The 20,868-nt window shown below is 73.1% G+C and carries 13 protein-coding genes; all 13 read left to right on the top strand.

The window, feature by feature from the left end; genetic code table 11:
• Window positions 1-245: 245 nt before the first annotated feature.
• The 13 genes from H4687_RS34650 (at window position 246) to H4687_RS34590 (ending at window position 20,864) form a co-directional block, all read left to right on the top strand.
• The gene (locus H4687_RS34650) at window positions 246-4,487 is read left to right on the top strand and encodes a molybdopterin-dependent oxidoreductase (protein WP_046919082.1); all 4,242 of its coding nucleotides are present in this window, start codon (window positions 246-248) and stop codon (window positions 4,485-4,487) included.
• Between the two features lie 180 nt (window positions 4,488-4,667).
• On the top strand, window positions 4,668-5,072 hold the full coding sequence (locus tag H4687_RS34645; protein ID WP_046919083.1) for a hypothetical protein: 405 nt from the start codon (window positions 4,668-4,670) through the stop codon (window positions 5,070-5,072).
• Window positions 5,069-5,692 (top strand): class F sortase, encoded by a 624-nt coding sequence (locus H4687_RS34640; protein WP_179859991.1) that lies wholly within the window; start codon window positions 5,069-5,071, stop codon window positions 5,690-5,692. The genes H4687_RS34645 and H4687_RS34640 overlap by 4 nt, the downstream gene beginning before the upstream one ends.
• Window positions 5,693-5,769: 77 nt before the next feature.
• Window positions 5,770-6,270, top strand: coding sequence for an RNA polymerase sigma factor (locus tag H4687_RS34635; protein ID WP_005481770.1), 501 nt, complete (start codon window positions 5,770-5,772; stop codon window positions 6,268-6,270).
• The gene (locus H4687_RS34630; protein ID WP_050399309.1) at window positions 6,254-6,781 is read left to right on the top strand and encodes a hypothetical protein; all 528 of its coding nucleotides are present in this window, start codon (window positions 6,254-6,256) and stop codon (window positions 6,779-6,781) included. Before H4687_RS34635 ends, H4687_RS34630 begins: the two co-directional genes overlap by 17 nt.
• Window positions 6,782-7,663: 882 nt before the next feature.
• Window positions 7,664-9,142 carry a sugar transferase gene (locus H4687_RS34625; protein WP_050399308.1) on the top strand — a complete coding sequence of 493 codons (1,479 nt, stop codon included), beginning with the start codon at window positions 7,664-7,666 and terminating at the stop codon, window positions 9,140-9,142.
• Window positions 9,143-9,221: 79 nt separating this feature from the next.
• Entirely contained in the window at window positions 9,222-10,538 is a 1,317-nt protein-coding gene (locus H4687_RS34620) for a nucleotide sugar dehydrogenase (protein WP_046914829.1), read from the top strand.
• Window positions 10,528-11,865: a glycosyltransferase family 4 protein gene (locus tag H4687_RS34615; RefSeq protein ID WP_046914830.1), complete on the top strand. Its 1,338-nt coding sequence runs from the start codon at window positions 10,528-10,530 to the stop codon at window positions 11,863-11,865. Before H4687_RS34620 ends, H4687_RS34615 begins: the two co-directional genes overlap by 11 nt.
• The gene (locus tag H4687_RS34610) at window positions 11,862-13,229 is read left to right on the top strand and encodes a Wzz/FepE/Etk N-terminal domain-containing protein (protein WP_046914854.1); all 1,368 of its coding nucleotides are present in this window, start codon (window positions 11,862-11,864) and stop codon (window positions 13,227-13,229) included. Before H4687_RS34615 ends, H4687_RS34610 begins: the two co-directional genes overlap by 4 nt.
• On the top strand, window positions 13,226-14,746 hold the full coding sequence (locus H4687_RS34605; RefSeq protein ID WP_046914831.1) for a Wzz/FepE/Etk N-terminal domain-containing protein: 1,521 nt from the start codon (window positions 13,226-13,228) through the stop codon (window positions 14,744-14,746). The genes H4687_RS34610 and H4687_RS34605 overlap by 4 nt, the downstream gene beginning before the upstream one ends.
• A gap of 2 nt (window positions 14,747-14,748) precedes the next feature.
• Window positions 14,749-16,674, top strand: a complete 1,926-nt coding sequence (asnB, locus tag H4687_RS34600) for an asparagine synthase (glutamine-hydrolyzing) (RefSeq protein WP_046914832.1) — start codon at window positions 14,749-14,751, stop codon at window positions 16,672-16,674.
• A 24-nt stretch (window positions 16,675-16,698) separates the two neighbouring features.
• Window positions 16,699-18,894, top strand: a complete 2,196-nt coding sequence (locus H4687_RS34595; RefSeq protein WP_192781753.1) for a bi-domain-containing oxidoreductase — start codon at window positions 16,699-16,701, stop codon at window positions 18,892-18,894.
• Window positions 18,891-20,864 (top strand): heparinase II/III family protein, encoded by a 1,974-nt coding sequence (locus H4687_RS34590; protein ID WP_046914834.1) that lies wholly within the window; start codon window positions 18,891-18,893, stop codon window positions 20,862-20,864. The genes H4687_RS34595 and H4687_RS34590 overlap by 4 nt, the downstream gene beginning before the upstream one ends.
• The last annotated feature ends 4 nt before the right edge of the window (window positions 20,865-20,868 follow it).

Below are 20,868 nucleotides of genomic sequence, written 5' to 3'. Positions count from 1 at the left end.
ACGCGCCCTCACAACCCCTTGCGCGGCCGTGTGTGGCGGGCGTAACGCCTCATGATCAGGTCATGTGACACAGGCGTAACGGGCAATTCGTACGATCGAGCCTGCCGGGCCGCGCCCCGGAGCTGAGCGGAAGCCAACCCTCCGCCGTACCTGAGAAGCAACCGGTCCGCCGTACCGGACAGCGACGGCGGACCGGTTCGGACGACCGCCCGGACACCCCGGACGCCGACAGAGAGGGGCCGCCCGTGGCCGCACAGGGCCCGCAGAGCACCACGACCCAGGTGCGGACCGTGTGCTCGTACTGCGGTGTCGGCTGCGGCATGCTCCTGGACGTCGGGATGGGTGCCGACGGCCGGCGGACGGTCCTGAAGGCGTCCGGCGACAAGTCCCACCCGGCGAACTTCGGCCGTCTGTGCACCAAGGGCGCCACCACGGCCGACATGCTGGCCGCGCCCGGCCGCCTCACCACCGCCCTCGTCCGGGACGACCGGGGCGAGGAGCCGGTCCCCGCGCCCGTCTCCGACGCGATCACCGCGACCGCCCGGCGGCTGCGCGCGATCATCGACGAGCACGGACCCGACGCGTTCGCCTTCTACGTCTCCGGCCAGATGAGCCTCGAAGCGCAGTACCTGGCGAACAAGCTGGCCAAGGGCTTCATCCGCACCAACCAGATCGAGTCCAACTCCCGGCTGTGCATGGCGAGCGCCGGCACGGGCTACAAGCTGTCGCTCGGCGCCGACGGGCCGCCGGGCTCGTACGAGGACCTCGACCGGGCGGACGTCTTCCTCGTCATCGGGTCGAACATGGCGGACTGCCATCCGATCCTGTTCCTGCGCATGATGGACCGGGTCAAGGCGGGCGCCAAGCTGATCGTCGTCGACCCGCGCCGCACGGCGACGGCCGAGAAGGCCGATCTCTTCCTGCGGATACGCCCGGGGACCGATCTCGCCCTGCTCAACGGACTTCTCCATCTGCTGCACGCGGACGGGCACACCGACCCCGACTTCATCGCCGCCCACACCGAGGGCTGGGAGGCGATGCCCGGTTTCCTCGCCGACTACGCGCCGGACGCCGTCGCCGCGATCACCGGCATCCCGGCGGACGACATCCGCGAAGCGGCCCGGCTCATCGGCGAGGCCGCGGAGTGGACGAGCTGCTGGACGATGGGGCTCAACCAGTCCACGCACGGCACCTGGAACACCAACGCGCTCGTCAACCTGCATCTGGCGACCGGCGCGATCTGCCGTCCGGGCAGCGGCCCGTTCTCCCTCACCGGACAGCCCAACGCCATGGGCGGGCGCGAGATGGGGTACATGGGGCCGGGGCTGCCCGGGCAGCGGTCCGTGCTGGTGGACGAGGAGCGGGCGTTCGTCGAGGAGCTGTGGGAACTGGCCCCGGACAGCCTGCGCGCGGACGGTGTCGGCAAGGGCACGGTCGAGATGTTCCGGAAGATGGCCGACGGGGAGATCAAGGCCTGCTGGATCATCTGCACCAACCCGGTCGCCTCGGTCGCCAACCGCAGGACCGTGATCGAGGGCCTGGAGGCCGCCGAGTTCGTCGTCACCCAGGACGTCTTCGCCGACACCGAGACCAACGCGTACGCCGATGTCGTCCTGCCCGGCGCCCTGTGGACGGAGTCCGAGGGCGTCCTCGTCAACAGCGAGCGCAACCTCACGCTCGCCGCCCCGGCCGCCGACCCGCCGGGCGAGGCGATGGCCGACTGGCGGATCATCGCGGCCGTGGCACGGGAGATGGGTTTCGAGAAGGGGTTCTCGTACGACACCGCAGAGCAGGTCTTCGAGGAGATCAGGCGGGCGTGGAACCCGAAGACCGGGTGGGATCTGCGCGGGGTGAGTTACGAGCGGCTCCGGTCGGGGTCCGTGCAGTGGCCGGCCGCCACGGAAGACGGGCCGGCGCGCAACCCGATCCGGTACGCCGGGGCCGGGGCGGACGGGGGGCTCCTCTTCCCCACGCCCAGCGGACGGGCCGTGTTCCACGCCCGGCCGCACCTGCCGGCCGCCGAGATGCCGGACGACGACTACCCGTTCGTGCTCAACACCGGGCGGCTGCAGCACCAGTGGCACACGCTGACGAAGACGGGCAGGGTCGCCAAGCTCAACAAGCTGAACCCCGGGCCGTTCGTGGAGGTGCATCCGCAGGACGCGGACGCCCTGGGCCTGCGGGACGGGGACTCCGTGGAGGTCGCCTCGCGGCGGGGGCGTGCCGTACTCCCAGCGGTGGTGTCCGACCGGGTGATGCCCGGGTGCGTGTTCGCGCCGTTCCACTGGAACGACCTGTTCGGCGAGTATCTGAGCATCAACGCGGTGACGAGCGACGCGGTGGATCCGCTGTCGTTCCAGCCGGAGTTGAAGGTGTGCGCGGTGTCGCTGGCGAAGGTGGCCGCGCCGGTACGGGCTCCGGAAGCCTTGACCGTCGCGGCCGGGACGACCGCTCCGCCTGCTCCGGCCCTGCCGACCGCGGTGACCGTTCCGGCGACCGTGACCGTGCCGCCCTCGGTGGCGGTTCCGGCGGCGGTGACGGTTCCGGTGGTCGCCCCCGGCGCCGAGGTCTTCGGTCTCGAACCCTCGCCCCCGCCCGTGCTCTCCGCCCAGGAGCGCCAGTACCTCACGGGCTTCCTCGCCGGGCTCGGGTCCGGGGTGCGAGGGGTGCCCGTGCTGCCGGGGGACGCGCCGTTCAGTCCCGCGCACGCGATGTGGGTGAACGGCGTGCTCGCCGGGATGTACTCGCGGTCGGCGGACCCGGGACCCGCGCCGGCGGCCGTCACCGCCGGGCGTGAGGTCGTCGTGCTGTGGGCCTCGCAGACCGGGACGGCCGAGGAGTTCGCGGTGGCGGCCGCCGAGCATCTGGGAGCCGCCGGACACCGGGCCACCCTGGTCGGGATGGACGAGGCCGAGCCGGAGCGACTGCCGGTCGGGGCCGACCTGTTGCTGATCACCAGCACCTTCGGGGACGGCGACGCGCCCGACAACGGCTCCGGTTTCTGGGACGCGCTGTCCCACCGGGAGGCCCCCCGCCTGGACGGAGTGCGCTACGCCGTGCTGGCCTTCGGCGACTCCTCCTACGACGACTTCTGCGGGCACGGCCGCCGCCTCGACGCCCGGCTCGACGAGCTGGGCGCGGTGCGCCTGGCGCCCCGCACGGACTGCGAGCCGGACTACGAACCGTCGGCGGACGCCTGGCTGGGCCAGGTCATCACCGCGCTCGGCACCGAGACGGACGGGACCGGGGGTGCGCCCGGGACTTGGCAACCGCACACCGCCACGGCCACGGCCACCGCTGTCGCTCCAGGCACAGGCACAGGCACCACCGTCGCCCCGCAGCCCTCCGCGCCCGCGCCCGTCCGTTCCGCCAGGCCCGCGTCCGCCGCCGCCCGGCTGGTCGGCAACCGGCTGCTCAGCCTGCCCGGGGCGGGCAAGGAGGTACGCCGCTTCACCTTCGACACCAGCGGGACGGGCCTGTCGTACGAGGCGGGCGACGCGCTCGGGGTGCGGCCGGTCAACTCCCCTGATCTGGTGGCGGAATGGCTGGCGGTGACCGGCCTGGACGGTTCGGCTCCGGTGGAGGTCTCCGGCGCGGGCGAGCTGCCCTTCGCCGAGGCCCTGCACCGGCATCTCGACATCACCCGGATCACCCCGGACCTGCTTCGCTTCGTCTCCGAACGGACGCGGGACAACCGGGAGTTGAAGAAGCTGATGCGCCCGGACAACAGGGACGGTCTCGCCCAGTGGTCCTGGGGGCGGCAGGCCGTGGACGTGGTGGCCGAGTTCGCCGTGCGGGCCGGCGCGCGCGAATGGGCCGGCGTCTTCAAACGGCTCCAGCCCCGGCTGTACTCGATCTCGTCGAGCCCCCTCGTCGACCCGCACCACATCTCGCTGACGGTGTCGGTCGTGCGCTACGAGAACCTGAACGGACGCCCGCGCGGCGGGGTCTGCTCGCCCTTCCTCGCGGACGGCGAGGCGGATCTGGACGTACCGGTCTTCGTGCAGCGCTCGCCGCACTTCCGGCCGCCCACCGACCCGGCGACCCCCATGATCATGGTCGGTCCGGGCACCGGCGTCGCCCCCTTCCTCGGCTTCCTCCAGGAACGGCGGGCCCTCGGCCACCGGGCGCCCAACTGGCTCTTCTTCGGGGAGCAGCACCGGGCGACGGACTTCTACTACCAGGAGGAACTGGCGGACCTCCAGGAGTCGGGCGTGCTGGGCAGGCTGGACACCGCCTTCTCCCGCGACCAGCGCGCCAAGGTCTATGTCCAGGACCGTATGCGCGAGCACGGGCCCGAGCTGTGGCACTGGCTCCAGGACGGCGCCCGCTTCTACGTCTGCGGCGACGCCTCCCGCATGGCGAAGGACGTCGACCGGGCCCTGCGGGACGTCGCGGTCACCCACGGCGGGATGACCGAGGGCGAGGCCGCCGCGTATGTGAAGCAACTCGCGACGGAGAAGCGGTACGTCCGGGACGTGTACTGAGCCCGCCCAGAACGACTTTGCCATCTCTTTACAACGTGTCCCATCGCTGTCTCGTCTCTCCGCTCGACATGTGACGCCGCCGCGTGCCGGTGACCGGCCGGGCGGCAACACGAGGCCGTCGCCCCCCGTCGAACACGACGGCGGGCACGGCCCGTTGAGCCCGACGAGAGAGAGCGACCCATGCGCCGAACCGTCCTCAGTGCCACGGCACTCGTCTTCACCGCCGTGCTGGCGGCCGCGCCGTCGGCGTTCGCCGACGACACGAGCCCGACCGTCGTCCCGCGGGAGGCCTCCGCCGCACCGAGCGCGGCGCCGAGCACCGCTCCGAGCGTGGTCCCCTCCGCCCCGGCCGACGAGTCCCCGCGCCCGGCCGAACCCACCAAGGCCCCGGACGACCGCGACGCGAGCCCGGTGCCGAGCCAGGTCTCCGTCGTTCCCAGCGGCGCGCCCGACACCGGTGAGGCGACCGGGTCGGACGGGTCCGGTGGCGCGGGCGTGCTGGCCGGCGCGGGCGCCACCGCGGTGCTCATCGGCGGGGGCGCGGCCGTCGTGGTGCTGCGCCGCCGCCGGACGAACGGGGCGTGACCTTGTTCTCCAGGCGCGCCTTCGCCGCCGCGGCGACGGCCTCGTTGCTCGTGGGCTGCGACGGCGGGCGGAGCGACCACGCCAGGACCGGGCCGTCCACGGGCGACGCGTCCTCCCCGCCCCCTGCCTCTCCGTCCCCCGCCGGCGCCGCAGGCCCCCTCGGCCGGTCGGTCCCGGTCAGGCTGCTGATACCGGGCATCGGGGTGGACACCCCGGTCATCCGGCTGGGGCTGGCGCCGGACGGCACGGTGGAGGTGCCGCCGATCACGGCGCACGACCGGGCGGGCTGGTACGAGCACTCACCGACACCGGGGCAGACCGGCCCGTCGGTGATCCTGGGCCATGTCACGGTCGGCGGCTACGGCGACGGGGTCTTCCGCCGTCTGGCCCGGCTTCGGCGGGGCGAGCGGATCGAGGCGCGCCTGGAGAACGGCACGGCACCGGAGTTCACCGTCGACTCCGTGAGGACCGTCGCCAAGGCCGACTTCCCGGCGGAGGAGGTCTACGGGAACGTGGACCGGCCCGCACTGCGTCTGGTCACCTGCGGGGGCCCGCGCACGGGGGACGAGTACCGCGACAACGTGATCGTCTTCGCCACGCTGAGCCGCGCGGCGCGGTGACCCACAGCCCGCCCCTCGAAGCGGCGACCGACGTATCCACGCTGCCGCCTGCCGCACCACCACGACCATGGAGAGCGTTGAAACGGTCCCGTGAGAAGGCCGCGTCCGAGCTGTTCGCCGCCCTCTACCCGCGCCTGGCCGGCTGGTGCCGTCGGCTGGTCGACGACGACGAGACGGCCCACGAGATCGCGTCGGAGGCGTTCACCCGGCTCTGGGCCCGCTGGACGTCCGTGGCGGAGCCGCACGGCTTCCTCTACGTCACCGCGGCCAACCTCGTGCGGGACCACTGGCGCAAGCTGGAACGCGAGCGCAGGGCGATGCACCGGGCCACCGCGGAGGCCTCGGTGCGCCGGCCGGCCGGCCATGCCGAACCGTCCGACCCCTCGGTCCGGCTGCTGGTGCAGTCGCTGCCCGAACGGCTGCGCGTGCCGATCCTGTTGCACTACTACGCTGACATGCCGATCCGGGAGGTGTCCGTGCTCACCGGACGCAAGGAAGGAACCGTCAAGGCCGACCTCCACGCGGCCCGCGAACTGCTCCGCGCCCACCTGAGGAGAAGCCTTGACCACACACCCTGACGAGGACCCGGACCTCGGCCCCGACGACGACCCGCTCACCGTCGTCCTGCGTCCCCCCGCCGGCCGTCTCGGGCCGCCCCCCGGCCACTTCGAGACCGTCCGCCGCGCCGCCGCCCGGCGCCGCCTGGTCCGGGCCGCGGCCGGTGCCGCCGCCACCTGCGCGGCCGTCGCCCTGTTCGCCCTGCCCCTGCACTTCGCCGGGAACGACGCCCCCGACTCCCCCTCGGTCCCCCTGGCCCCGCCGCCCGCGACCGGCAGCCCCTCCCCCGTTCCGTCGGATTCCGCCCCGCCCGACACCCCCGCGCCCTCCGACGAAGCCCCGAGCCCGGTCCCCTCGGCGCCGCCGGCCAGGACCGGTGCCGCGTCCGTCGCGCCGTCGACGACCCCGTCCGAGGCCGTCGAACGCTCGGTGCCGCCCACCGGGCAGGGCCCCGAGACCGCCGCGCCGTCGGCGACTCCGGCCCGGCCTTCCGAAGCCTCGGCCAGGCTCGGCACGCCCGGAGCGGACTGAACGCCGTACCGTCGTCGCGTACTCGCCCCCGGGGTCGTGTCCGGTTGTGCGCCGGTCGTACGCGGTCGCATGCGGGGCATGGTCGGAACGCGCACGGAAGCGGGCTAGGAACACGCACGGAAGCGCGCTCGGAACGCGGCCGGCGATCGCCTCGGCGTACGGCGAACCAGTCGAAGAACAGGGTGTCCGAGAGGAGCACGGCGGCCGAACGGTCCGGCGCCGCACGGAGCGACGCCTCGTCGGCTGCGGATCGGTGCGTACGGGACACCGACGCGATCAGGTCGCGCACCTCGTGAGCAAGATCGATCACACCGGCCGCCTCACGCGCCACAGTGGTTCGCCGTATGCCCTGAACACCGGAAAGGCGACGCCGAACTGGACGCCGCGCTAACCGCGTCCGAGGACTCCGTGAGGCACCCGGATCACCCGGTGGCGTAAAGACATCCATACGCGGCCACCGTTGGTTGATTCGGCCCCAAAGCTTGAACACAAATTACGCACATCCCCTCTTCAAGACTGGCCCCGATGGTCTAGATTGACCGTGCTTCAGCTGTTCGTACACGAGGCGACCGTTAATGATCTATAGGTCCGACGTCGGGGAATGCCGGTTTTCGCGTCCCCCGCGCCGGGCGTGGGGATGATCATTCGCAAGCCCGGGAGGGGGCTACGGGTGCCGGGAGCACCCCGGATTCCGAGGGTTCACGCGCGCCCCGAAATCCGGAACGGCATGGGCGCGGGAGGCGGGGGCCTCCCGGAGAAACAGCGCGACGCGGGGGCGGGGGTCTCCCGAGGGGAGGGACGGTGCGGGGGGTGGGGGCCTCCCGGGGCGCGGAAACAGTGTGCGGCGAACACGTCGAACCACTGGGAACCTTGGGGGGTTCTGTGCGGCAAGGGGAATTGGTCAGCCCGTTTCCATCGGCGCGGGGGCGTCTGGCGGACGGGGCCATCAGCCGGACCACGATCGAATGGGAGCAGCGGTACCGACGTACCGTGATCACCAGCGACACCGTGGCCACGGCCAGCGTGGTGGCGGCGATCGGCAATTTCTTCGGGGCCCGGGACGCGGCCAACTGGCACGAGAAGTGGGGAATTCTCGCATTCGGCACCGAACTTCTGGTGCTGGGCGCGCTCGCGGTGAGCCGTTCCTGGGCTCCCGCCGTGCTCGGTCAGGGTGCCGAGGAATTCCGTCGGCTCGGACGCTCGCTGTTCACGGCGACCGTCGTACTGGCGCTGGGCGGAATCGCTCTCACCTCGCGCAACATCAAATTGTGGATCTTCGTCGCGATTCCCGCGATCGCGCTGGTCACCATGACCGTGCGGTATCTGCTGCGCCTTTCGCTGCACAGACAGCGGAAGGAAGGCCGGTGTCTGAGACCGGTGCTCGCCGCCGGGAGCCCGGCGACCGTGCGCGATCTGATCGCCCGCACCCGCAAGTTCCCCCACCTCGGCTGGCGGGTGGACGCGGTGTGCACCACGGACGGACTCGGGTTCGGCGGCGAGTATCTGGACGGCGTGCCGGTCGTCGGCCGGCTGGCGGACGTCGCGGGCCATGTCCGCCGCGACGGCTACCGCGTCGTCGCGGTCACCCCGGACCCGCACTGGTCACCGCACCGGCTGCAGCGCCTCGCCTGGAACCTGGAGGGCAGCGACGCCGAGATGGTCGTGGCCCCCGTGCTGATGGAGGTGGCCGGCCCCCGGCTGCACGTCGACGCGGTGCTCGGGATCCCGCTGCTGCGGGTCAGCATGCCGACCTTCACCGGCGGCCGCCGGGCGGTCAAAGAGGTCGTCGACCGCATAGGCGCAACGATTCTGCTGCTGCTCTTCGCGCCGCTGATGGCCCTCGTCGCCCTGCTCGTGCTGGTGGACAGCCGAGGTGGGGCGTTCTACCACCAGCGCAGGGTCGGCAAGGACGGCCGCGAGTTCACCATTCTCAAGTTCCGCACCATGGTCGCCGGCGCGCACGGGGTCCGCGACGCGCTGGCCGACCGCAACGAGGGCGCCGGTCCGCTGTTCAAGCTCCGCCGGGATCCGCGGGTGACCCGGGTGGGGACGGTGCTGCGCCGGTACTCGCTCGACGAACTCCCCCAGCTCCTCAACGTGCTGACCGGATCGATGTCGCTCGTCGGTCCGCGGCCCCCGCTGCCGGAGGAGTCCGCCGCGTACGGCCCGGACATCCGGCGGCGGCTGCTGGTCAAGCCCGGCCTCACCGGTCTGTGGCAGATCAGCGGACGCAGCGACCTGTCCTGGGAGGAGGCGGTGCGGCTGGACCTGCGGTACGTGGAGGACTGGTCGCTCGCCCTGGACAGCGTGATCCTCTGGAAGACGCTGCGCGCGGTGATCCACGGGCAGGGGGCCTACTGATGTGCCGGGGACTGCAACTCGACCGTGCCGCCGACGCGCGGACCGCAGGCCGTGGGGGCCTGCCTGGGGGAGGAACGTCATGAGAGTCAGCGTTTTCGGGCTCGGCTACGTGGGCTGTGTGTCGGCCGCGTGCCTGGCCAGCATGGGGCACGAGGTCGTCGGGGTGGACGTGAACCAGGTGAAGGTGGACCTGGTCAACGACGGCAAGGCCCCGGTGGTGGAGGAGCGGATCGGCGAACTGATCGCCGAGGTCGTGCGGACCGGGGCGTTGCGCGCCACCGCCGACGTCCGCGAGGCGATCATGGACAGCGAGGTGTCGCTGGTCTGCGTGGGCACGCCCTCGGAGCCCAACGGCAGCCTGTGCACCACCTACTTGGAGCGGGTCACCGAGGAGATCGGCGCCGCGCTCGCCGAGCGGGGCGGGCGGCACACGGTCGTGTTCCGCAGCACCATGCTCCCGGGCACCTGTCTGAACCTGCTGGTGCCGATCCTGGAGAAGTACGTCGGCGGCACGGCCGGGGTGGACGTCGGGGTCGCGGTCAACCCGGAGTTCCTGCGCGAGGGCACGAGCGTGCGGGACTTCTTCGACCCGCCCAAGACCGTCATCGGTGAGCTGGACCCGGCGAGCGGCGACGCGGTGCTGGCGCTGTACGACGGCCTGCCCGGCGAGGTGTTCCGGGTGCCGGTCCCGACGGCCGAGGCGATCAAGTACGCGGACAACGCGTTCCACGGCCTCAAGATCGGCTTCGCGAACGAACTGGGCGCGGTGTGCCAGGCCCTCGGGGTCGACTCGCACCAGGTGATCGACGTGTTCCTGGCCGACCGCAAGCTGAACATCAGCCCCGCCTACCTGCGGCCCGGCTTCGCCTTCGGCGGCTCGTGCCTGCCCAAGGACCTGCGCAGCCTGGTGCACGCGGCGCGGCGGGCCGACGTCTCGGTACCCATCCTGTCCCATGTGCTGCCCTCCAACGCCGACCATCTGCAGCGGGCGGTGGAGATGGTCGAGCGCACCGGAAAGCGCCGGGCCGGACTGTTCGGGCTGTCCTTCAAGCCCGGCACCGACGACCTCCGCGAGAGCCCGCTGGTCGAACTGGCGGAGAGGCTGTTCGGCAAGGGGTACGACCTGAAGATCTACGACGCCAACGTGAGCCTGTCCCGGCTGCTCGGCGCGAACCGCGAGTACATCGAGACCCGGCTGCCGCACCTCGCGCAGCTGCTCGCGGACTCCGTCGACGAGGTGCTCGAACACGCCGACGTGCTCCTGGTCGGGACCAGGGACCCGGAGGTGCTGTCGGCACTGCCCCACGGCGACGGCCATGTGATCGTCGATCTCGTCCACCTTCCCGACGCCGACGCGCGCCGGACCGAACCGGGGTACATGGGCCTTGCCTGGTGACACGACGCGTGACGGCCGGCCGGACCGGCGTGCGCTGATTCTGGTGGAGAACCTGTCGGTGCCGTTCGACCGGCGGGTGTGGCAGGAGTGCACGACGCTGCGCGACGCGGGCTGGACGGTGCACGTCATCTGTCCGCAGGGGACCAAGCGGGACACCGAGCCGGAGGCGGAGATCGACGGGGTGCGGATCCACCGCTACCCGTTGCGCGCGGCCACGGGCGGCCCGTCCGGCTATCTGCGGGAGTACGGCTCGGCGTTGTGGCACACGGTCCGGCTGGCCCGCAAGGTCGGACCGGTCGACGTGGTCCACGCCTGCAACCCGCCCGACCTGCTGTTCCTGCCCGCCCTGTGGATGAAGCGGCGCGGCGCGCGTTTCGTCTTCGACCAGCACGACCTGGTGCCCGAGCTGTACCTGTCGCGGTTCGACCGCGGCGAGGACCTGCTCTACCGGGCCGTGTGCGCGCTGGAGCGGCGGACCTACCGGGCCGCGGACGTCGTGCTCGCCACGAACGAGAGCTACCGGGACGTCGCCGTGCGCCGCGGCGGCAAGCGGCCCGAGGACGTCTTCGTGGTGCGCAGCGCGCCCGACACCGACCGCTTCCACCCCGTGCCGCCCGAGCCGGAGTTGAAGCGCGGCAAGCCCCATCTGCTGTGCTACCTCGGCGTCATGGGCCCGCAGGACGGCGTCGACTACGCCCTGCGGGCGCTGGCGAAGCTGCGCGACGAGGTCGGACGGAGCGACTGGCACGCGGTGTTCGTCGGCGCCGGCGACACCTTCGACGCGATGGTGGAGCTGTCCCGGCGGCTCGGGCTCGCGGAGCAGGTGCAGTTCACCGGCCGTGTCCCGGACGCCGACCTGGCGCGCTACCTGTCCACCGCGGACGTGTGCCTCTCCCCCGACCCGCACAATCCGCTCAACGACGTGTCGACCATGAACAAGGTCCTGGAGTACATGGTCATGGGCCGGCCGATCGTCTCGTTCGACCTCCGGGAGGCGCGGGTCTCCGCCGGTGAGGCCGCCGTCTACGCGCCGGCCAAAGACGAGGCCGCCTTCGCCGGGCTCATCGCGCGGCTCATGGACGATCCGGAGCAGCGGGCCCAGATGGGCAAGATCGGTCAGGAGCGGATCGGCGGGGCGCTCTCCTGGCGCAACTCCCAGCGGTCGCTGCTCGCCGCGTACGCCGCGGCCTGCGGCGACAGTTTCCCGGCCCCGGCGAGCGACACGGACGGGGCGAGCGGTACCGACGGGGCGAGCGGTACGGACACGGCGAGCGACACGGCCTCGGCGAGCGACACGGACGGGCCGGGAACGAGGCCGTGCAGTTGAGCGATGACACGATACGCCTGGTCACGATCGGGCGGATTATCCGTCGGCGCCGACGGCTGCTCATCATCCTCACCGTGGTGGGCGCGCTCGTCGGCCACGGCACCTCCCTGCTGCTTCCGCCGCGTTACACGACGTCGGCGTCGGTCCTGCTGCCCGGGGCGTGGGAGGAGCGCGAGCTGCTGACGCAGGCGGAGATCGCGACCAGTTCCGTGGTGGTCGACCGCGCGGCCACCGCGCTCGGCTGGACCGGGGTCGACGGCAGCGATGTGCGGGAGCACGTCAGCGCCAAGGCCACCGACGGGAACATCATCAAGATCTCGGGCACGGCCGACACCCCCGAGCGCGCCCAGCGCCTCTCCGACCAGGTGGCCCGGCAGTTCGTCGCCTTCGCCAAGCAGGTAGCGGGCGACAGCGCCGACCCCGACGCGGGGGCGCCCGAAGCACTGCGGCAGACGGTGAAGAAGACCAGCCGCCGCATCACCGAGCTGGCCGAGCAGGCCGGTTCGGGGGAGACCGTGGAGAGCGTGCAGACCCGCACCGAGCTGGCGAAGCTGCGCACCGCGCTGCAGGAGGCCATCGACAAGCTGGACCAGGCCGACCCGGCCGACGAGCAGGCCGCCAACCTGGTCGTCATGGGGTCCGCGGCCCGGCCCGTCGGCGAGGCGCCGCCGACCAGGACCCAGCTCATCGCCGCCGGAGCCCTGCTGTTCTTCCTGCTCACGGTCGTCGGCCATCTCGTCGCCGCCCGGATGAGCCGTCGGCTGCGCACCGAGGCGGAGATCGCCGCGGCGCTGGGCTCGGACCTGCTGGGCGCCGTCGACGTGCCCGGGGGACGGACCGCGCAGCGGTCGGCAGGCCGTGGCCCCGGGGCCCTGCTGCGCCGGCTGCTGGGCGTCGACGTCCGGTGGGACCTGCCGACCCCGCGGACGTCCGGCGACGAGGCCAGCAGACAGATCCGCTACCGCCGGGTGTGCACCCGGCTGCGGGAACAGCTGCCGATCCCCCGGCGGCTGCTGGTCGTCGTCCCCGACGGCGACGAGACCGCCCGCCGGGCCGCCGACCGGCTGGTCGCCGAGGCCGGGAACGATCCGCTGCTGCGGGTGGTGGGGGTTCCGGTGGCCCGGCCGCTGGTGCCGGACCGCGACCGCGAGTCGGGGGTCCTGGTCGTGCTCAGCGCGGGCAGCTGGACCGCGGGAGAACTCGCCGGCATCGCCGAGGCGTGTGCGGACGCCAAGCACGAGATCGTCGGCATCGTCCTCGCCGGCCCGGTCCGGGCGCGTACGACCCGGTCCGCCGGGCCTCCGCGCAAGGCCGTGGCGCCGGCGCTCGCGGTCGGCGACGACGCGAGGGGAGGTGCACGGTGACGACGAGTACGACCGCGGAGCCGTCGGCCGCCGCTCCGCTGCTGGACCTCCAGGGGCTGGTGGTGGCGGTGCGCAGGCGGCGCCGGCTCTGGGGCTCCATGGCACTGCTCGGGCTGCTCGGCGGCGTGGGGGTGGCGGTCCTGCTGCCTCCGCCGCCGACCGCGGTGACCAAGGTGCTGGTGGCGCACCAGGAGGACCAGCCCAACGACCCCGGGACGCTGATCCGCACCGACGTCGCGCTGCTGCAGACCACCCGGATCGCCGGCCGGGCCCTGAAGTCCCTCGGCTCCTCGGAGAAACCCGAGGACTTCATGGAGGACTACGGAGGTCTCGGCCTGACCAACAACATGCTGCAGATCGAGGTGACCGGGGACAGCGAGGCGCAGGCGGTGGCCCGCGCGAAGGCACTGGCCGACGCGTTCGTCGCCGACCACGTGCGGCGGATACAGGAAGCCGCGAACGCCGAGGCCAAGGCCCTGCTCGACCAGCGTGACCGCATCAAGTCCGACCTCGCCAAGGTCAACAAGGCGATCGGGGACGGCACACCGGAGAGCGGACCGAGCGCGTCGGCCGACATGGAGTCCCTCTTCGCCCGCCGGGCCGAACTCACCTCCCGCATCTCCGACTTCGACCAGCGTGCCGCCGAGGCGCGCATCGGCACCCCCCAGCTCGTCGCCGGCACCCAGATCGTGGACGCGCCGCGCGCGGTGCGGCACTCGCTGCCGAGGACCCTCGCCACCGACGCGGCGATCGGGTTCGTCCTCGGGCTCGCCCTCGGCATCGCGGTGGCCGCGGTGGGCACGGTGGTGGCGGACCGCCCCGTCCTGCGCCGGGACATCGCCGCGCACCTCGGCGCCTCGGTGCTGACGGAACTGCCCCACCGCTCGCCCTGGCTGTGGCGGCGCCGCCGGACCCGGGCGGCACGGACACGGCTCACCCTGTCCCTCACCCGCGCCGTCCGCGGCTCCGCGGACCCGGTGTCGCTGTTGGAGCTGGGCTGCGCGCGCGGCGCGAGCGTGATCGCCCTGGACCTCGCCGGGGCGCTGGCGGCCCAGGGGCCGGTGGTCGTCGTCGACGGGCTGCCCGGCCGGCAGCTCTCGGGCCGCCGCCCGAAGCCGGGAGAGCCGGTCGTGGTCGGCGGCGCGCAGGCGGAGGCCCTGCCGCCCGGGGACCGCCGGATCGGCGTCGGCTCGGTGGCCCCCGGCACGGCGTGGACCGACCTGCGGTACCTCGGCACCCGGACGGTGCTCGTCGTGCGTGCCGGGCACGGCAGTGTCGCGTGGCTGCACACCGTGGCGCGGCAGCTCGCGGACCAGCACATCGCGGTGATCGGGGTGGTGCTCATCGACCCCGATCCGCGGGACCGGACCGACGGCACGCTGTGGGACGGGCCGCCCGGCGCGGCGCGTGGCCGCGGCGAGCGGCCCACCGTGCGGAACGGGTCGGGCAGGCGGCGGGGGGAGCGGCTGCCGATGTGGGCGGAGCGGGTCCCGGACAGCGACCAGGAGGCGCGGTAGGCATGTGTGGCATCGCAGGTACGTACCGGTGGCCGGACGGGAAGGCCGTGACCGACCGGCTCACCGATGTCCTCGCCCACCGCGGCCCGGACGGGGCCGGCCGCTACAGCCACCCCGTCGGCGACGGCGAGGTGCACCTCGGGCACCGCCGGCTGGCCATCATCGACCTGTCCGACACCGGCGCCCAGCCGATGGTCTCGGACGGCCTGGTCCTGACGTACAACGGCGAGTTGTACAACGCGCCCGAGCTGCGTGCCGAGCTGACGGGCGCCGGGGTGCGCTTTCGCGGTACGTCCGACTCCGAGGTGCTGCTGGAGGCCTGGCGGCGCTGGGGCACGGACTGCCTGCCCCGGCTGCGCGGGATGTTCGCGTTCGGGATCTTCGACGAGCGCACCGGTGAGCTGGTGCTCGCCCGCGACCAGCTCGGCATCAAGCCGCTGTTCCTGCTCCGGCGCGGCGAGGGGCTGGTGTTCGCCTCCGAGCTGAAGGCGCTGGCCGCCGTGACGGGCGGGTCGCTGGAGGTGGACCACGCGGCGCTGGTGGCCTCGCTGCTGTACTACTGGGTGCCGGACTCGCGGTGTGCGTTCCGCGAGGCGGAGAAGCTGCCGCCGGGGAGCTGGCTGAGGTGCCGGCCCGACGGCCGGGTGGAGCGCGGCCGGTTCTGGAACCTGCGGGACGTCGCCGCAGAGGGCCGGGAGCGGGCCCTGAGCGGTGAGCTGCCGGACCTCGCCGCCGTCGTCGAGGAGTCGACCCGGCGGCATCTGCTGTCCGACGTGCCCGTGGCGACGTTCCTCTCCGGCGGGCTCGACTCCAGCTACCTGACGGCGCTGGCGGCCCGCGACCGGCCCGGGATCTCCGCCTACACGATCGGGTTCCGCGCCGAGGACGCCAGGTTCGAGGCGATGCCGGACGACCTGCGCTACGCCCGGCAGGTGGCCGAGCGGTTCGGCGTCGACCTGCACGAGATCGAGATCGCCCCGAACGTGCTCGACCTGCTGCCGCACATGACGTACCACCTGGACGAGCCGATCGGCGACCCCGCCGCGATCAACACCTTCCTGATCTGCGAGGCCGCCCGGGAGGCCGGGGTCAAGGTGATGCTGTCGGGGATGGGCGCCGACGAGCTGTTCGCCGGGTACCGCAAGCACCTGGCCAATCTGCTCGCGCTGCGCTACCAGCGCGTCCCGCGGCCCCTGCGGCGCGGGCTGTCCGCGGCCGTGGACCGGCTGCCGGTCGCCTCGGCCCGCCGGGGGTACCGGTCGGTGCGGTTCGCGAAGCGGTTCCTCTCCTTCGCCGGTCTGCCGGAGGAGACCGCGTTCCGGCGCAGCTACACCATGTACGACCGGGACGAGCTGCTCGGCCTGATAGATCCGGACCTGGCCGGGACGGTCGACGACGTGCTGACCGAGCACGCCGACGTCTACCGGGACAACGACCTCGACGACTTCGTCAACCGCATGTGCCTCGCCGACGCCCGGATGTTCCTGCCGGGCCTGAACCTCGCCTACACGGACCGCTCCAGCATGGCCGCGTCGACGGAGGTGCGGGTGCCGTACGTGGACGTCGAGGTGGTCAGGGCGGCGTTCGCCGTGCCCGGTGACCGCAAGATCGTCGGCCGGCAGGGCAAGGCCGTCCTGAAGGAGGCCGCCTGTTCGATCCTGCCCCGGGAGATCGTCCACCGGCCCAAGGGCCTGTTCAGCGCCCCGCTGCGGGCCTGGATGAGCCGGGACCTGGCGCCGCTGGTGCGCGAGGTGGTGAACGACGGCGAGCTCGTCCGTTCCGGGTTCCTGCGCCGCGACGCGCTGCGACGGCTCGTCGCCGAGGACGCCGCCGGGCACCGGGACAACTCCAAGCATCTGTGGCATGTGCTGACCCTCGAACACTGGTATCGCGGCGCGACCTCCGGCTCCGGCCGGACCGCTCCCTGACGGCGTAGAGACAAGGGACTTCGGGTGAAACAGGTAGTGCAGAACTACAAGAGCGGCGAGTTGGCGCTGCTCGACGTGCCGGTGCCCGGGTGCAAGCCGGGCGGCGTGCTGGTGCGGACCGCCCACTCGCTGATATCCACCGGTACCGAGCTGATGAAGGTGTCCGAGGCCGGGATGTCGATGGTGGGCAAGGCCCGCTCCCGGCCGGACCAGGTGGCCAAGGTCGCGCAGAGCGTGGCCACGAACGGGGTGGGCGCCACCTACCGCAAGGTGATGGGCAAGCTGGACTCCTACACGCCTCTCGGCTACTCGCTGTGCGGGGTGGTCGAGCAGATCGGGGCCGGGATCGACGACGTGAAGGTCGGCGACCTCGTGGCCTGCGCCGGCAACGAGCACGCGCTGCACGCCGAGCTGAACTGGGTGCCGAAGAACCTCTACGCCCCCGTGCCGGACGGTCTCGCGTCCCGGCACGCGGCCTTCGGCACCGTCGGGTCGATCGCGATGCAGGGCGTCCGCCAAGGTGAGCCGCAGCTGGGCGAGGTGGCGCTGGTCATCGGCCTCGGGCTGATCGGGCAGCTGGTGGCGCAGCTGCTGACCGCCTCCGGCGTCCGTGTCGTCGGGGTCGACCCCGATCCGGCACGCTGCGAGCTGGCCGAGCGCCTGGGCGCCGCCGCCTGCGGCGATCCCGACTCCCCGGCCGTGGTGAACGCCGTCGCCGAACTCACCGACGGCCATGGCGTGGACCAGGTGTACCTGGCCGCCGGCGGCGCGAGCAACCAGCCCGTCGAGCTGGCCGCCCGGCTGTGCCGGGACCGCGGCCGGGTCGTCGACATCGGCAAGTGCCGCCTGGACCTGCCGTGGAACGCGTACTACGAGAAGGAACTGGACGTCCGGTTCTCCCGCTCCTACGGCCCCGGGCGCTACGACCCCTCGTACGAGCTGGAGGGGCGGGACTACCCGATCGGCTATGTGCGCTGGACCGAGCGCCGCAACCTCGCCTGCTTCCTCGATCTCCTCGCGCGCGGCCGGGTCGACGTGCAGCCACTGATCTCCCACACCGCCGACTTCGACGACGCGGTCGAGACGTACCGGAGCCTGAAGGACGGCGAACTGAAGGCCGTGGCGGTGCTGTTCCGGTACCCCGGCGACCAGCGGGAGACGGAGGAGGCCGCGGCCCCGGAGGTCGCGGTGCCCGCGGTGCGGCGCGGTGGCGCGGGTGCCGCCCCGCGCCGCGCGGCCGGGGCGCCGGTGCGGCTGGCGTTCGTGGGCGCGGGGAACTACGCGACGTCGATGCTGCTGCCGCACCTGTCGGGGCGTGAGGGCGTCGAGCTGTCCACGGTCGTCACCACGACGGCGCTGTCGGCGGCCAACGCCCAGCGGAAGTTCGGCTTCGCCGAGGCCACCACCGACCTGGACGCCGTGCTCGGCGACAAGTCCGTCGACGCGGTGTTCGTGGTCACCCGGCACAGCTCGCACGCCGAACTGACCCGCAGGGCGCTGCTGGCCGGCAAGGCCGTGTTCGTGGAGAAGCCGCTGGCGCTCACCGAGGAGGAGCTGGCCGGGGTGCTCGCGGCGGTGGAGGAGTCCGGCAACGACCGGCTGCAGGTGGGCTTCAACCGCCGGTTCGCACCACTGCTGCGGGAGGCGAAGCAGCGGTTCGGCGCCCGCACCGGACCGGCGAGCCTGCGCTACCTGGTCAACGCGGGCCGCCTCGACCACGGCAGCTGGTACCTGCGGCAGGACACCGAGGGCTCGCGGTTCGCCGGTGAGGGCGGACACTTCGTCGACACGGCGAGCTGGCTGCTGGAGGCCGACCCGGTCTCGGTGTACGCGCTCACCACGCCCGGCAACGAGGACCTCCAGGTCGTCCTGCGCTACCCGGACGGGTCCACCGCCACGATCAGCTACGTCACCACCGGCGCCCCCGGCTTCCCCAAGGAGACGCTGGACCTGGTCGCGGACGGCAGGGTGCTGCGGCTGGACGACTTCGTCCGTGCCGCCGTCTACGACGGCCGCCGCAGGCAGTGGGTCGGATCGCGGCTGCCCAAGGCCCGGGACAAGGGCCAGAACGCCGAACTGGCCGCGTTCGTCAGGGCCGTGCGGACCGGCAGGCCGATGCCCGTGCCGCTGGAGTCGCTCGTCGCCACCACGGCGGCCACCCTCGCCGTGCGGGCGGGCCTCGCCGCCGGCGCGCCGGTGACACTGGCGCGGACGCGATGACCGTGCGCGCGGGAAGTCCGGGCTGGTACCTGCGGCGGCTGTCCCGGATGGGGCCGCGGGAGGTCGGCGGCCGGGTGGGCGACACGCTGCGCAGGCGGCGGTGGCGGTCGGCGCCGCCCCGGAGCCCGGCGGTGACCGGCGCCCGGTTCACCGCCGTACTGCCCCCGGGGACCGTCGCCGCGGTGCCCTCGGACGCCGCGAAACGCCTCGTCGCCGAGGCGGACCGGCTGATGGACGGGCACGCCGAGTACTTCGGGGTGGTCCGCGAGGACCTGGCCGACCCGGACTGGTGCCACGACCCGAAGACCGGGCGCCGGGCCCCCTGGGGTCACGCCTTCGACGTGCCCTACCGCGACGAGGACGCGGTCGGCGACATCAAGCAGATCTGGGAGCTGTCCCGGCACCAGTACCTCACCGTGCTCGCCGCCGCCTACGCGGTCACCGGGGACGAGCGGTACGCCGAGCGGGTGGCCGCCCATCTGCGGTCGTGGTGGGCGGCCAACACACCGCTGCGCGGGGTGCACTGGACCAGCGGCATCGAGCTGGGCATCCGGCTGCTGTCCTGGGTGTGGGTGCGCCGGCTGCTCGACGGCTGGCCGGGTGCGGCCGGGCTGTTCGAGGGCAACCCGGTGGCGCACCGTCAGATCTGGCACCACCAGCGCTGGCTGGCCGCCTTCCCCAGCCGGGGTTCCTCCGCGAACAACCATGTGATCGCCGAGACCGCCGGGCAGTTCGCCGCGGCCTGCGCCTTCGACTGGTTCCCCTCCTCGGCGCGCTGGCGCACGGACGCGTCGCGGTCGCTGGAGCGGCAGCTGCGCGCCAACACCTTCCCCTCGGGCCTCAACCGTGAGCTGGCCACCGAGTACCACGGGCTGGTGCTGGAGCTGGGCCTGGCCGCGCTGGCCGAGGCGGACGCCGCGGGCGTGCCGGTGCCCGCGACGGTCCGGCTGGTGCTGCTGCGGATGACCGACGCCCTCGCGGCCGTCGTGGACAACCGGCTGCGGCCGCCGCGCCAGGGGGACGCGGACGACGGGCACGGTCTGGTCGTGGACGGCGCGGGCACCGACCGCTGGGCCTCGCTGCTGGCCACCGGGGACGCCGTCTTCGGCCGGCTGGACTGGTGGCCGGCGGTGACCGGCACCGACGTACGCACCCCGCTGCTGGCCGCGCTCGTGCGGCCCCACGGGCGTGAGGGGACCGCGCCGGCCGTGGCCCGCCCGGCGACCCGGCCCGACCGTTTCGCCGACGCCGGCATGACCATCCTGCGGGGTCCGCAGGAGATCTGGTGCCGCTGCGACGGCGGCCCGCACGGGTTCCTGTCCATCGCCGCGCACGCGCACGCCGACGCGCTGTCCCTGGAGGTGCGGCACGACGGGGTCGACGTGCTGGCCGACCCGGGGACGTACTGCTACCACGGGCAGCCCGAGTGGCGGCGGTACTTCCGCTCGACCCTCGGCCACAACACCCTGGAACTGGACGGCGACGACCAGTCCGTCTCCGGCGGCCCGTTCCTGTGGACCCGGCAGGCCCGCAGCCGTGTCCTGGTATCCGACACGTCCGGGGAGGGCGTGGCCCGCTGGTGCGCCGAGCACGACGGCTACGAGCCCTCCGTGCACCGGCGCCGGGTGGAGCTGACGGCCGCGAGCCGGGAGCTGCGGGTGGTCGACGAGGTGCGCGGCCCGCGCCGGGCCGTGCGGCTGGCGTTCCACCTCGGCCCGGCGATCGCCGCGGACCTGGTGGGCACCGTCGCGGAACTGACCTGGACCCGGGACGGCGAGGACCGCTCCGCGGTGCTCGAACTGCCCGGGCAGCTGTCCTGGCGGGCGCATCGCGGCGAGAGCGACCCGCCGCTCGGCTGGTACTCCGCCGGCTTCGGGCGCAAGGAACCCAGCATCACGCTGGTCGGCACCGGCTTCGCCGACGGCACCGCGTCCGGGGAGTTCACCACCGTACTCGGGTTCCGGGGCTAGGGGA

The organism is Streptomyces stelliscabiei, from assembly GCF_014873495.1.
Taxonomy (GTDB): domain Bacteria; phylum Actinomycetota; class Actinomycetes; order Streptomycetales; family Streptomycetaceae; genus Streptomyces; species Streptomyces bottropensis.
Note: the sequence above shows the minus strand (reverse complement) of the source record. Positions and strands in the feature narration are given on the sequence as shown.